Origin of the sequence: Rhodococcus sp. B50, from assembly GCF_013602415.1 — a bacterium.
In the GTDB taxonomy this organism is placed as follows: domain Bacteria; phylum Actinomycetota; class Actinomycetes; order Mycobacteriales; family Mycobacteriaceae; genus Rhodococcus.
This window is the reverse complement of the sequence record NZ_WPAG02000002.1, coordinates 517,971-531,479: the sequence shown is the minus strand read 5'-3', so window position 1 is coordinate 531,479 and position 13,509 is coordinate 517,971. Positions and strand designations below refer to the sequence as shown.

General features: G+C 69.8%; 14 protein-coding genes and 1 other RNA gene. 7 read left to right on the top strand and 8 right to left on the bottom strand.

Features of this window, described 5'->3' with window-relative positions; genetic code table 11:
• Positions 1–47: 47 nt before the first annotated feature.
• On the bottom strand, positions 48–1,598 hold the full coding sequence (locus GON09_RS02835; RefSeq protein WP_213930508.1) for an alpha/beta hydrolase: 1,551 nt from the start codon (positions 1,596–1,598) through the stop codon (positions 48–50).
• A gap of 188 nt (positions 1,599–1,786) precedes the next feature.
• Between GON09_RS02835 and panB the strand changes: the two genes are divergently transcribed.
• From panB to pip, 3 genes are all read left to right on the top strand, one after another.
• Positions 1,787–2,647, top strand: a complete 861-nt coding sequence (gene panB / locus GON09_RS02830; protein ID WP_213930507.1) for a 3-methyl-2-oxobutanoate hydroxymethyltransferase — start codon at positions 1,787–1,789, stop codon at positions 2,645–2,647.
• 118 nt (positions 2,648–2,765) lie between these two features.
• Entirely contained in the window at positions 2,766–3,224 is a 459-nt protein-coding gene (locus GON09_RS02825) for a hypothetical protein (RefSeq protein WP_244865360.1), read from the top strand.
• 51 nt (positions 3,225–3,275) lie between these two features.
• On the top strand, positions 3,276–4,184 hold the full coding sequence (gene pip / locus GON09_RS02820; RefSeq protein WP_244865751.1) for a prolyl aminopeptidase: 909 nt from the start codon (positions 3,276–3,278) through the stop codon (positions 4,182–4,184).
• Positions 4,185–4,190: 6 nt separating this feature from the next.
• Here the strand turns inward: pip and GON09_RS02815 are convergent, their stop codons facing one another.
• The 4 genes from GON09_RS02815 to rnpB form a co-directional block, all read right to left on the bottom strand.
• Positions 4,191–4,793: a CHAP domain-containing protein gene (locus tag GON09_RS02815; protein ID WP_213930504.1), complete on the bottom strand. Its 603-nt coding sequence runs from the start codon at positions 4,791–4,793 to the stop codon at positions 4,191–4,193.
• Positions 4,783–6,192, bottom strand: coding sequence for an RNB domain-containing ribonuclease (locus GON09_RS02810; protein ID WP_213930503.1), 1,410 nt, complete (start codon positions 6,190–6,192; stop codon positions 4,783–4,785). Before GON09_RS02810 ends, GON09_RS02815 begins: the two co-directional genes overlap by 11 nt.
• Positions 6,193–6,235: 43 nt before the next feature.
• The gene (locus GON09_RS02805) at positions 6,236–6,418 is read right to left on the bottom strand and encodes a hypothetical protein (RefSeq protein ID WP_006554424.1); all 183 of its coding nucleotides are present in this window, start codon (positions 6,416–6,418) and stop codon (positions 6,236–6,238) included.
• Positions 6,419–6,686: 268 nt separating this feature from the next.
• Positions 6,687–7,095, bottom strand: an RNA gene (gene rnpB / locus GON09_RS02800) — RNase P RNA component class A.
• Between the two features lie 55 nt (positions 7,096–7,150).
• Here rnpB and GON09_RS02795 point away from each other — a divergent pair.
• On the top strand, positions 7,151–7,672 hold the full coding sequence (locus tag GON09_RS02795; protein WP_213930502.1) for a DUF1697 domain-containing protein: 522 nt from the start codon (positions 7,151–7,153) through the stop codon (positions 7,670–7,672).
• 107 nt (positions 7,673–7,779) lie between these two features.
• Entirely contained in the window at positions 7,780–9,024 is a 1,245-nt protein-coding gene (locus tag GON09_RS02790) for a lipase family protein (protein WP_213930501.1), read from the top strand.
• Positions 9,025–9,157: 133 nt separating this feature from the next.
• On the opposite strand, the gene GON09_RS02785 is transcribed toward GON09_RS02790, so the two are convergent.
• The 3 genes from GON09_RS02785 to GON09_RS02775 all read right to left on the bottom strand — a co-directional run bounded on the left by GON09_RS02785 (position 9,158) and on the right by GON09_RS02775 (position 12,275).
• The gene (locus GON09_RS02785) at positions 9,158–10,318 is read right to left on the bottom strand and encodes a bifunctional RNase H/acid phosphatase (RefSeq protein WP_213930500.1); all 1,161 of its coding nucleotides are present in this window, start codon (positions 10,316–10,318) and stop codon (positions 9,158–9,160) included.
• Positions 10,315–11,052: a zinc ribbon domain-containing protein gene (locus GON09_RS02780; protein WP_213930499.1), complete on the bottom strand. Its 738-nt coding sequence runs from the start codon at positions 11,050–11,052 to the stop codon at positions 10,315–10,317. The genes GON09_RS02785 and GON09_RS02780 overlap by 4 nt, the downstream gene beginning before the upstream one ends.
• A gap of 74 nt (positions 11,053–11,126) precedes the next feature.
• Positions 11,127–12,275, bottom strand: coding sequence for a Nif3-like dinuclear metal center hexameric protein (locus GON09_RS02775; RefSeq protein ID WP_374195269.1), 1,149 nt, complete (start codon positions 12,273–12,275; stop codon positions 11,127–11,129).
• A 75-nt stretch (positions 12,276–12,350) separates the two neighbouring features.
• On the opposite strand from GON09_RS02775, the gene GON09_RS02770 reads away from it, so the two are divergent.
• Together GON09_RS02770 and GON09_RS02765 are read left to right on the top strand one after the other, a co-directional pair.
• Positions 12,351–13,049, top strand: coding sequence for an HAD hydrolase-like protein (locus tag GON09_RS02770; protein ID WP_213930497.1), 699 nt, complete (start codon positions 12,351–12,353; stop codon positions 13,047–13,049).
• Positions 13,039–13,509, top strand: a complete 471-nt coding sequence (locus GON09_RS02765; RefSeq protein WP_213930496.1) for a low molecular weight protein-tyrosine-phosphatase — start codon at positions 13,039–13,041, stop codon at positions 13,507–13,509. The genes GON09_RS02770 and GON09_RS02765 overlap by 11 nt, the downstream gene beginning before the upstream one ends.

Sequence of the window (13,509 nt, the reverse complement as noted above, 5' to 3'; positions counted from 1 at the left end):
CATCGGCAGGCGCATCCGGATGGCGTGTCGCTCACACGTCCCGCCGGTCAGCAGTGAGGCTCGCCGGCGGGCACCTCGAGATCCACAAGATAGCTGGTCACAGCGGTGTCCACGCACTCGTTGCCGTCGAGCACCACGGTGTGCTGCGTTCCCTCGAAGGTCACCAGGACACCATCGAGCCGGGCGGCGAGTTCGACCCCCGCGCCGTAGGGAGTCGCCGGATCCCCGGTCGTCGAGACCACGAGCACGGGCGGCAGATCGCGAACGTCGGGCGTGTGCGGTTCTCCGGTGGCCGGAACCGGCCAGAAGGCACAGACGTCGAGGGCCGCCGATCCGGTGCCGCGGCCGTCGTCGAGGAAGGGTGCGGCCGCGCGGAACCGCGTGTCGAGTTCGCCGGCGAGCGCCCGGTCGGTCACCGGCGGGTCGTCCACGCACCGGATGGCGTTGAAGGCGTCGGTGATGTTGCTGTAGGTGCCGTCCTCGCCGCGCCCTTCGTAGAGATCGGCGAGCCTCAACAGGGTGTCGCCGGTGCCGGTGCTCGCGAGCGACTCCAACCCGCCGCGCAACGACCCCCACAGGGTCGGCGAGTACAACCCCTGCTGCACACCGGTGATCGCGTCGCGGTGGCTCAGCCCGCGCGGGTCGGTCGTGGGTGCGGGAGCGTCGAGCAGCGGGTCGACGAGCGCACGGAACCGCTCGGCGGCCCGGGACGGCTCGGCCCCGAGGGGGCACCCGGCGTACTGCGCGCAGTACGCCGCGAACTCGTCGAAGGCCTTCTGGAAGCCCTCGGCCTGCAGCACGATCTCCTCGACCGGGTCCTGCTCCGGGTCGATCGCACCGTCGAGCACCATGGCCCGCACCCGACCGGGGAAGGCCTCGGCGTAGAGGGTGCCGAGCCGGGTTCCGTACGAGAAACCGAGATAGGTCAGCGCGTCGTCGCCGAGGACGGCGCGGAGGACGTCCATGTCCTGCACGACCTCACGGGTGCCGACGTGGGCGAGCAGGTCCGTGCCGTTGCGTTCGGCGCACAGCTGGGCGTACTCGCGATTGCGCTTCTCCGCCTCGGCGATACCCTCGGGGCTCGTGTCCCCGTCGTCGAGGGCGCGGTCGGCGTCGAACTCGGCGTCGGTGAGGCAGCGGACCGCCGGTTCGGACGACCCGACCCCGCGAGGGTCGAAACCGATCACATCGAAACGGTCGGCGAGAACGGTGCCGTCGGCGGCGAGCGCCGTCGACAGTCCCGAGGCGCCCGGCCCGCCGGGATTGACCAGCAGGGAACCGATCCGGTCGCCCGCGGCGGCCAGTCGCGACACCGCAAGGGTGATCACCTCACCGCTCGGATCCGCGTAGTCGAGCGGAACCTCGAGCCGAGCGCATTCCACGCCCTGCCGCTCCAACATCGGCCCGTCGGCGCTGTACGGCCCGCACGACTCCCACTCCGGGTCCTGCTCGTAGAACCGTTCGAGCCCCGGAACCACTCCGACTGCCGACGGCTGCCGTTCCTCCTCGGCAGTGTCACCGCATGCGGTCGCAACGGCAACGGCAACGAGCGCCAGGACGAACAGACGACGGATGCGCACGCGAGCGGGGTGGGGCACGATCCGATCGTGCCACGGAGAGGGCTGCGCACTGCCTCGCGACCGGCACTGCCCCATGACCGGCAGCGCTGCGATGTGACCAATCGCACCGCGTCGAGACCTTCGCGGGTTCCGGCCCGAGTGGCAGACTGAGACGGTCATCACCCGACCCGGGGACCCCGAGGGCCTCGAGGAAGAAAGGGACAGTGATGTCCGACAACGTGACGTCCGTATACGGTGGCGCGGCTTCCGCTGCAGCCCCTGCCGACACCCCCAAGCGCAAGACACGAGTCCATCACCTGCAGGCGATGAAGGCCGAAGGCCGCCGCTGGGCCGAGTTGACGGCCTACGACTACTCCTCCGCCCGCATCTTCGAGGAGGCCGGTATCCCCGTCCTGCTCGTGGGCGATTCCGCAGCCAACGTCGTGTACGGCTACGACACCACGGTGCCCGTGACGATCGATGAGCTCCTCCCGCTCGTCCGCGGCGTCGTGCGCGGCGCTCCGCACGCGCTCGTCGTCGCCGATCTGCCGTTCGGCTCGTACGAGGCCTCGCCCGAGCAGGCCCTTACGACGGCCGTGCGGTTCATGAAGGAGGGCGGCGCCCACGCGGTGAAGCTCGAGGGCGGCGAGCGGATGGCTCCGCAGATCGCCGCGATCACCGCCGCCGGTATCCCCGTGCAGGCCCACATCGGCTTCACTCCGCAGTCCGTGAACACACTCGGCGGGTTCCGGGTGCAGGGGCGCGGCGACGGCGCCGAGCAGCTCGTCGCCGATGCGATCGCCGTCCAGGAGGCGGGCGCCTTCTCCGTCGTGATGGAGATGGTGCCGGCAGATCTGGCCGGGCAGGTCACCCGCAAGCTGAGCATCCCGACCGTCGGCATCGGCGCCGGCAACGAATGCGACGCCCAGGTCCTCGTCTGGCAGGACATGGCCGGCTACACGAGCGGGAAGACCGCGAAGTTCGTCAAGAAGTTCGGGCAGGTGGGCGACGAATTACGCCGAGCAGCAACGCAGTACGCAGCAGAAGTGGCGCAGGGCACCTTCCCGGGGCCCGAGCACTCCTTCTGAGAATCTGCGACGACGGGCACCATCGACGAGTTCGGTGGTGCCCGTCGCATTTTTCGGGCACCTTCCGGATCGGTGGCAGACTCGACGACGACCCGACCCAACGACCCACGAGGTGTCCATGCAGCTCCGCTTCAGTCTCGTCCCCGCCGTCACCGCCGCACTGGCGGGTGTTCTCGTCGGCTGCGCACCGGCTCAGGATCCGGCACCCAGTGGAACGTCGACCGACGCCACGGTCGAGACGTCGCGGTCGGCGGAGTCTACGGGTTCGACGTCCGTTGCAGGATCGCCCGCGGAGGCCGGAGCCGGTGGCTTCACCGAAGCGCAGACCGCCGACCTGTGTGCTCGTCTCGAAGGCCAGTTGTCGAACTGGCGCACCTACACCCCCTCGGTGGGCCGCGGAGGCCTCAACATCCTCGTCGGTGAATGGGGTGCGGCGAACGGTGTCGATCTCGTCGTGCTCGCGGGCGACCGGGGCCGCATCGACGCGGCGACCTCCGCGCAGTGCCCGGAGGTGCGCGAGGAGGCCCTGCGCGGCCTCGACATTCCCGATTTCGCGTCGGGCCTCGTCGGATTCTGACCTGTGGTGCGACGCGAACTGTATCCGCCGATCGAGCCGCACGCGACGGGCATGCTCGACGTCGGCGACGGCCAGCAGCTGTACTGGGAGGTCAGCGGTAATCCGCAGGGCAAGCCCGTGGTCTTCCTCCACGGCGGTCCGGGCGGGGGCACCGCGCCCCTGCACCGGCGCTTCTTCGATCCGGCCGCATACCGGATCGTGTTGTTCGATCAGCGTGGCTGCGGCCGGTCGCAGCCCCACGTGGCCGACGGCGCCGACCTGTCGGTCAACACCACCGACCATCTGATCGCCGACATCGAGCGGCTGCGCACCTTCCTCGGTGTGGACCGGTGGATGGTCTTCGGCGGGTCGTGGGGCTCGACGCTCGCCCTCGCCTACGCCCAGCGGCACCCCGAGCGCGTCACCGAACTCGTCCTGCGCGGGATCTTCCTGCTGCGCCGCAGCGAGATCGACTGGTACTACAACGGCGGCGCCGGGCAACTGTTCCCCGAGGCGTGGGAGGGATTCTGCGCTCCGCTCGACGCCGAGCCGGGTGAGCATCCCGTGGACGTCTACCACCGCCTGCTGCACTCGACCGATCGGGACGTCGCCCTGAACGCGGCGATCGCATGGTCCACCTGGGAGGGCGCGACGAGCTCGCTGTTGCCGAACCCGGATCGAGTCGCGGAGACCGCCGAACCCCGGTTCGCCCTGGCCTTCGCGCGCATCGAGAACCACTACTTCCACCACCGCGGATTCTTCGACGAGGGGGCGCTCCTTCGCGACGCGCATCTGCTGCGCGACATCCCGGGTGTGATCGTGCAGGGCCGCTACGACGTGGTGTGCCCGGCGCGCAGTGCCCATGATCTGCACGACGCGTGGCCGGCCTCCCGCTTGCACGTCGTCGAGGATGCGGGACATGCGGCGACCGAACCGGGGATCGTGCACCGGCTCGTCGAGGCCACCGACGGGTTCCGCTGACCCTGCTCAGGCCGGCAACCGTCCGAAGCCGATCACGGCGTCGTCACCGGTCGGGTCGAGTTCGTGGACCCTGATCTTGCCCATCTCGTTGCCGCCGACGGTGATCGCGGAATCACCGTCGACGGCGACAACGATGTTCGTGTGTTCGCGCTGGCCGACGCCGATCCTGTTGTGGTACAGCACCACATCGCCGACCTCCGGCCGGTACTCCGTTCCTGCCGGTTCGTAGCGGTCGGTCTGCTCGTAGTACTCCTGGAGTGTGTACACGCCCGGGATCCGCCAATGACCCGAGTGCGGATTGGACAGCGGCACACCGGCTTCCCGCATGATCCAGCTGACGAAGTCGGCGCACCACGGTTCGCGGACGCCCTCCGAGTAGAACGTGCCGGGCGGTTGCGCCTCGTGCTGCTCCTCGAGCAGTTCGACGATCCGCACCTGCGTCGGCGACAACGTCGAGGTGTCGATCTCGGGGAACGACGCACTGTCCCAGGGGAACAGCCGGTTCGGCAGGATCCACCACACGAGCACCGCGAGCGCCGCACACAACGCGACCGCGACGGCGAGGACGGCAGCGACCGGGCGTCGCCGCCGCGCCACCTCACCGGTCATGATCGAAGCGGATCTTGCGGGCCTGCGGGTCGGCGAGGGTGAGCCGCACCCGCACGGTGCTGCCCTCCTCGGGTTCCCCGCCGCACGGGCCGATGACGGTCTCGGAGGCGACGAACACCTCGGCGTCGCGCCGGTCGGTAGCCTCCTTCAGCACCGTCGCCTCGAAGGTCTCCCCCACCCGCGGCGCGAGGACGACGGCCTCGGTCAGGTCGATACACGCCCGATTCACCTTGCCGGCGAGCGAATCCGTCGACGACATGATCTTCGGCATCGCGGACAGTTCCGCGCGCACCGCTTCCGGGACGGGCAGGCCCGACGACACCGCGAGGCACACCTCGGTGGCGTACCGGTCGGACAACCGGCGCAACGGCGCGGTGACATGCGCGTAGGGTGCACCGATCGCTCCGTGCAGGATCGTCTCGGGCAGTTCACCGTCGAAGGCGGCGTAGGACGCCCCGCGCAGCAGGGTCGGCGCTTCGCTCATCAACACGAGCGTTCGCGGATCGTTGGCGTCGAGTCCGGCGAGGAAGGCTCCGACACCGATCTGCGGCGGCCACGGCACGTTCAACGACCGCGCGGTGCGACGCAATCCGTCGACCGCGGCGGGATCGGCGGTGGGCAGGGTGCGCAGCAGACCGACCCGGGCGTCGATCATCATCTGCGCGGCGCACATTCCGGTGAGCAGCGAGATCTCGGAGTTCCACTCGTCTGCCTCGGTGCGCGGTTCGATCTGCAGCTTCCAACCGTCGCCGTGCGGCACGACGTCCTGCGTGGGCAGGCGCAGTTCGATCGCGCCGCGCGCGAGCGCCGCGGCCGCGCGCAACCGGCCGAAGTCGGGCAACGCTTCGACGGACGGATGCAGCCTGCCCGCATCGGCGTCGCGTTGCACTCCGGCATAGTCCATGCGCGCGACCGACCGGACGAGCGCGCGCCGCGCACTCACGGCGACGGGCTCGCCGCGGTGGTCGGTGTCGATCCGCCACAACGCCGCCGGGCGGACGGCGCCCGGCAGCAGGCTCGCGGTGCCCTCGGACAATTCGCGCGGATGCAGCGGAACCGAGCCGTCGGGCAGGTAGAAGGTCTGGCCACGACGATGTGTCTCGGCGTCGAGCGCGCCACCCGGTTCGACGAGTGCGTACACGTCGGCGATCGCGTAGTGGAGCACGAAACCGTCGTCGGTGCGCTGGAGGTGCAGCGCCTGGTCGAGATCCATCGATCCGGGTGGGTCGATGGTCACGAGCGGCAGGTCGGTGCGGTCCTCGCGCACGTCCGCGAAGCGGTCCTCGGCCCGGCGCGCCTCGTCGAGCGCATCCGAGGAAAAAGCGTCGACGAGGTCGAATTCGGCGCGCACGTCGGCGAAGTCGATCGCCGGCGCGACGACGATGGGAGTGGTCACCACGATGCTCGTGAGCTCCTGCGGTTCCGGGTGCTCGTCGTCGAACTCAGCCGTTCTTCCAGTCGTCGTCGGCGGCGTCGGCCGCCTTGTTCCGTTCTGCTGCGATCTCCAGCGCCCGCTGAGCGGTCTCCCGATCCGGGTAGGGACCCATGCGATTGAGGGCGTGCGGATCCTTGCCCTGGGAGACCTTCCCCGTGCGCACGTCGTAGTACCAGCCGTCGTCGCTCATGGTCTCAGTGTGCCCGAACGACGTCCTCGTGTACGGGCAACCCGTCGGCGGGCGTGGCGCGGTACTGTCGGGCCGCACGCATGTGCTCGATGTCCGAACGCACATGTGCTCGATGTCCGAACGAAGGAGCACGCAATGTCCTACATCCTCTACGACGCGTTGCTGCCCTGGCTTGGTCCGGAAGCGGCCTCGTACTGGGCGCACCTGCTGGTCATCGATCCGATCTGATCCGACCGGTAGCCACGCGGAGGGATCGGGAGCCGCCGGGCGAACGAGCCGGCCTGTAAGCCGGATCCTGTCCCCCGCCGAAACGGGGTGGCGACCATCCATCTGGGCACACCGTCGCCGGGTACCTCGAGCGGTTCACCCGCAGGCTCGGGCGAGCAGCCCTCGAACACCTGCGCAGCCGCACCGCACGCGGTGCGACCTTCAACCTTGCTCCGGGCGGGGTTTACCTAGCCGCCCCGGTCACCCGGGGCGCTGGTGCGCTCTTACCGCACCCTTTCACCCTTACCTGCCGTACCGGCAGGCGGTTTGCTTTCTGTGGCACTGTCCCGCGAGTCACCTCGGGTTGCCGTTAACAACCGCCCTGCTCTGTGGAGTCCGGACTTTCCTCGATCCAGGGCCTGGCACCATCCGGTACCGGTTCCCTGCGCCGCGGCCGCCCGACCGACTCGTTCGCTCGACCAGACTATCCCGCGCGGTGTCGGCGCCGCCAACTACGGTGCCCCTATGACGCGACTCGTGGCCCTGCTGCGCGGAATCAACGTCGGCGGCGTCCGGATCCGGATGGCCGATCTGAAGGAGGTCTTCGACGCTCTCGGCTTCGAGAACGTACGCACCGTGCTCGCCTCCGGCAACGTTCTCTTCGACGCCGATGACGACCCCGCCACCGCGAAGGCCCGGATCGAGGCCGCGCTGACCGAGCGGTTCGGTTACGAGGCCTACACGTTCGTCCTCGAGCAGTCCGCTCTCACACGGGTCGTCGAGGCGTATCCCTTCGACCACACACGTACCGACCGGCATTCGTACGCCGTGTTCGTCTCCGATCCCGCCGTACTCGAACCGCTCGCCGCCCTGTCGGACGATCTCGATCCGGACCTCGAATGCATCGAGGTGGGCGAAGGCGTCCTCTACTGGCAGGTCGTGAAGGGCTCGACACTCGACAGTGCCGTCGGGAAGCAGTCGGGTTCGGCCCGCAACAAGGCGACGACGACCGTCCGGAACCTCAACACGCTGCGGCGACTGATCTGACGGGGCAGGTCGCCGGCCCGCCGATTCGGCGGGCGGATCCATTGCGCCTGCGTACAGCCTGCAGGTAGCGTCCCTCCTCGACGTTCGTTCCGTTCGGAAGGTCCAGGATGCGCAGACGCACGGGAGTATTCGCCTCGATTGCCGCGGCCGCGCTCCTCGCGACCACACCGACGGTGGCGAACGCCGACTCGGACACCGACTTCTACGCGCCCCCGCCTGCGTTCGAGGCGGCTCCTCTCGGCGACGTCCTGCGCACCGCGCCGTCGGTCGCGGCGGTCGTCCCGAACACCCCGGCAGTCCTCGACGCGACCGTCACCCGCGTGATGTACCGCAGCACGAACGCCACCGGAGGGCCGGTCGCCACCGTCGGCACCGTGCTCGTCCCATCGCAACCGTGGAGCGGCCCCGGGCCCCGGCCCACTGTCGTGCTGGGCCCGGGTACGCAGGGCATGGGCGACCAGTGCGCACCGTCGAAGCTCATGACCTTCGGCCAGGAGTACGAGTACATCCACATCGGTCCGATGCTCGCGGCCGGCTACGCCGTCGCAGTCACCGACTACGAAGGGCTCGGCACACCCGGCGTGCATCCCTATCTCAACCGCGAGTCGCAGGGACGGGCGATGCTCGACCTCGCGCGCGCCACCCGCTCGCTCGCCGATCTCGGTCTCGACGCCGACGGCCCGATCGCGTTCTGGGGATATTCGCAAGGCGGGATGGCGTCGGCATCGGCCGCCGAACTCGCCGCGACGTACGCACCCGAATTGTCGGTGGTCGGCGCCGTGGCCGGCTCACCGCCCGCCGACCTGGGCGATCTCGCCGTGGCCGGCGACGGCTCCCTGCTCTCCAGCGGGATCGGCTGGGTCGTCGACGGTTTCATCGCGGCCTATCCCGAGCACACCCCGTCACTGCTGGCGGCGTTCAATCCCGCCGGACTCGACGTCCTGCGTCGCGCCGAGACGGCCTGTGTCTTCGACGCGGTCGCACTGAATCCGTTCGGGCAGACCTCGTCGTACACGATCGACGGACGACCCATCGCCGAGCACCTCGGCGACGAGCCGTGGGCGTCGCTGGTCGCCGAGCAGCAACTCGGCAACCGCACCCCGTCGATGCCTGTCTTCGTCGCGCAGAGCACGGGCGACGACTTCGTGCTCGTCCAGGGTGTCGACACGATGGTCGACAAGTGGTGCGCGGACGGCGCCGACGTCACCTACCGCCGCTACGACGTCGGACCCGTCCTGACGAAGACCGGGACGGGCCACCTGATCGGCATGTTCCCGGCCGTCGTCGAAGGCCTCGACTGGCTCGATCAGCGATTCTCCGGCCGGGAATCCCAGTCCGGCTGCACCGCCTGACATCCCGCCGAAAGATTCCCCGACAACTGTGTAACGCCGTCGGTCCGCCGACAGATAGACCTGGTGAGTGGCCGCGCAGACAACCCCCCGACATGTCTGCGCGGCCACTTTTCGTTTCGCGACCGCTACCGGTTCACAGGTGCGAGGTGTCGTTGACGAGCCGCACCGACGACCCGCCGTCCGCGTAGAACTCGGCGATGCTGAGCGACGCGAGATCCAGGTGCAGGCGGTACAGCAGCGACGGGCCCGACTCGAGCGCCATCTGCAGGAACGTCTTGATGGGCGTGACGTGCGAGACGATCAGCACGGTCGAGCCGGCGTAGTCGGTCAGCAGGTCGTCGCGCACCGAGGCGATCCGCTTGGCCACCTCGTCGAAACTCTCGCCGTTCGGAGGTCGCACGGAGGTGTCGCCGAGCCAGCGCCGGTGCAGTTCGGGATCGCGACGCGCAGCCTCTGCGAAGGTGAGACCCTCCCAGTCGCCGAAATCCGTCTCGATGAGCCCGTCGTGCACCGTCACCGGGAGGTCGAGGGCGTCGGCGGCCGCGGCGGCCGTCTCCCGCGCGCGCCCCAGCGGTGACGACAGGACGGCAGTGATGCCCCCGCGGGCACCGAGGCGCCGGGCCGCGGCGACCGCCTGGCCACGACCGAGTTCGGTCAACTCCGGGTTGCCCCGCCCCGAATAGCGACGCTCGACCGACAACGAGGTCTGCCCATGGCGCAACAGCAGCAGACGGCTCGGCGACCCGACCGCACCGGTCCAGCCGGGTGAGGCCGGAACAGCCGGATCGGGCACGGGCACGACCGGGGGGGTCGTGACGTTCTCGGTCTTCGCACTCGACGGCGGCACCGCCCGCGCCACGGTGTCGGATGCGACATCCAGCAGCGCTTCGGCCGCCGCGTCCATCGCAGCATTGGCCAACCGGTCGGCGTAGGCGTTCTCCGCACGCGGGATCCACGTGAAGTCGACGCTGCGGAAGCGGCCGGCCAGCTCACGCGCCTGTGCGGCCAGCGGGATCATGTCGGCATGCTTGACCTGCCACCGGCCGCTCATCTGCTCGACGACGAGCTTGGAATCCATGCGGACGTGCACCTCGTCGGCGCCGAGTTCGACGGCGGCGGTGAGACCGGCGATCAGACCCTTGTACTCGGCGACGTTGTTCGTCGCGCGCCCGATGCTCGCCTGCCGTTCGGCGAGGACGGTCCGGTGATCGGCATCGAAGACCACGGCACCGTAACCGGCAGGACCGGGATTCCCGCGCGAACCGCCGTCCGCTTCGACGACGACCGTCGTCACAGGCCGGATTCCTTGGTGCGGACCATGATCGCGTCGCACTCGGGGCACCGGACCAGCAGATCCGCGGGAGCGGCCGCGATCCGGGCGATCTCACCGCGGTCGATCTCGAGGCGGCACGCGCCGCAGCGGCGGCCCTGCAGCAGCGCGGCGCCGATGCCGGACTTCTCGCGCTGCTTCTCGTAGACCGTCACCAATTCGGCGGGGAACACCGCGAGCAGCGCCTCACGATCGCTGCGGCACCGCTGCTCGGCCACCTCGATGTCGGCAATGGCCTCGTCGCGGGCCCGGACGGCGTCGCCGAGCTGGTCGTCGACCTGCGACACCTGCGCGCCGGCATGGTCGTGGTCGGCCTTCGACGCCTCCCGCCGCTCCATGACGTCGAGCAGATCGTCCTCGAGTGCCGCCTGGCGACGTTCGAGGCTGGTGAGTTCGTGCTGCAGTTCGGTGAGCTGCTTCGATCCCACCGAGCCGCTCTCGAGCAGCGACCGGTCGCGGTCTGCACGCAGGCGCACGGCCTCGATCTCGCCCTCGAGCTTCCGGATGTCCCGGTCGAGGTCGTCGAGGATGATCTCGACGGCCACCGCGGCATCCTTGCGGGCGTTGCGCTCGGCCTGCAGGCGGTCCACCTCCTGCTGTTCGGGCAGTGTCCGACGGCGATGCGCGAGGCGGTTCAGCTCTGCGTCCACGGCGGCGAGAGACAACAGCTTGGCCTGCACGGTGGGTTCGACGTTCACTCGGGTGGTTCCTGCTTTCGATGGTGTGTCGGCGGGCCGGGAGTCGGCTGCCACGCGGGACGTGTCGTAGCTGATTACCGTACCGCGCCCGCCGCGGTGGTCCAGGGATCGGTGCGCAACTCGCTGACCCGCGCATGCCAGCCGTCCCGGCCGGCGAACGCCCCGTCCAGGACGTCGCGAGCCTGCGCGCACCACGGGTACTCGCTCGCCCAGTGGGCGACGTCCACCAGCGCAGGACCTCCCGCGCGCAGATGCTCGTCCGCGGGATGGTGCCGCAGGTCGGCAGTGACGTAGACGTCGACGCCCTGTGCGGCGGCGAGACCGAGGAACGAGTCGCCGGATCCGCCGCACACGGCCACGGTCCGCACAGGCCGGTCGGGATCGCCCGCTCCGCGCACACCCCATTCGGTGGCCGGCAGCGCGGCGGCGACATCCTCGGTGAACTCGCGGAGCGTACGGCTCTGCGGCAGCTCCCCCACCCGCCCCAGACCACGATCGCTCGGCAGGTCGGCGAGTTCGAGAATGTCGAAGGCCGGCTCCTCGTAGGGGTGCGCCTCGCGCAGCGCCGCGAGCACCGCCGCCCGCGACCGGCGCGGCGCGATCACCTCGATCCGGTCCTCGGGGACGCGTTCGAGGTCGCCGACCGAACCGATCGCGGGGTCGGCGCCGTCGACGGGACGGAACTGGCCGGTCCCCGAGGTGGTCCAGCAGCATTCGCGGTAGTTGCCCAAGGCACCCGCACCCACCGCGAACAGGCCTGCGCGCACCGTGTCGGCGGCGTCGGCCGGCACCATGACGACCCACTTGTCGGTCGCGGGTTCGGGCTTTGCCTCGAGCGGTCGCAACCCGGTCAGGCCCAGCGCCCCGGCAAGCGCGTCCGAGACACCGGGGTTCGCCCGGTCGGCGTTGGTGTGCGCGGTGAACAGAGCGCAACCGCCGCGGATGAGGCGGTGGATCAACGCGCCCTTGGGGGTGTGTGCGCCCACGGTGTCCACGCCGCGGAGCAACAACGGATGGTGCACGAGCAGCAGCTGCGCACCCCACTCGAGTGCCTCGTCGACGACCGCCGCGGTGGCGTCCACCGCCAGCAGCACCTTGCGCACCGGCTCGTCGGGGTCGCCGGCGACCAGTCCCACCGAGTCCCAGCTCTCCGCGAGGGACGGCGGGTAGGCCGTCTCCAGAACGTCGATCACCTCACGCAGCGTCGCCGCCGTCACGTCCACCTCCAGCTGATCCGCTCTCTCCTACGCGCACGACCCTACGCGGCGGGACACCGGACGAACGGGGAGAATGGGCCGGTGACCGCTCTCGCCACCACCCAGCCGCTCGTGCTCCCCGCTCCCGTCGTCCTGTTCGATCTGGACGGGACGCTCACCGATTCCGCGACCGGGGTGATCAACGGATTCCTCCACGCCGCCGAGACGACCGGTTTCGAGGCACCCGACGGCGACCTGCAGTGGCTGCTCGGACCTCCCATGCGCGACACGCTGCACGAGCTCGGACTCGACGACGAGCAGGTCGCTGCGGGGCTCGCCGCGTACAAGGATTACTACTCCGCCACCGGATGGGCGGAGAACGCGGTCTTCGACGGCATCGAATCGGCGCTCGAGGCAGTACGTGGGGCCGGTAGCCGACTGGCCGTCGCGACGTCGAAGTCCCAGGCGTTCGCCGAGCGGATCCTCGACCACTTCGGTCTGACCGGATACTTCGAGTTCATCGGCGGTGCCAGCGACGACGGCTCCCGGCGACACAAGTGGGAGGTCGTCGCGCACAGCCTCGCCGCCCTCGGAATCGATCCGCGGGAGACCGCGGCCGGCGGCACGACGGGAGTGGTGATGGTGGGCGACCGCGAGCACGACATCCACGGTGCGGGACGCTTCGGTATCCCCACGGTCTTCGTCGAGTGGGGTTACGGAACCCCGACCGAAGGTCGCGCGGCGGCGCGGACGACCGCCTCGGTCGAGGAGTTACGCGAGGTGCTCACCGGTGAGCGCTGACGGCCGTTTCCACGTCACCTTCGTGTGCACCGGCAACATCTGCCGGTCGCCCATGGCCGAGAAGATCTTCGCCGAACATCTGCGCCGGGAAGGACTCGACGACCGGGTCCGCGTCAGCAGCGCCGGCACCCACGGCTGGCATGTCGGGTCCGAGGCGGATCCGCGGACCGACGCGGTCTTGCAGCGGCACGGCTATCCCACCGGTCACCGAGCCGCGAAGCTCGGGGCCGAACACCTGTCCGCCGACCTCGTCGTGGCCATGACCACCACACACGAGCGGGCGCTGGCGCGGCTGGGTGTCCCCTCCGATCGCCGTGTACTGCTGCGATCGTTCGATCCCGACGCCGACGACGATTCGGTGCCCGATCCGTACTACGGTTCCCTGAACGAGTTCGAGCAGGTCCGTGAGCAGATCGAAGCCGCGGTTCCCGGTCTGCTCGAGCGGGTGCGACAGTGGTGA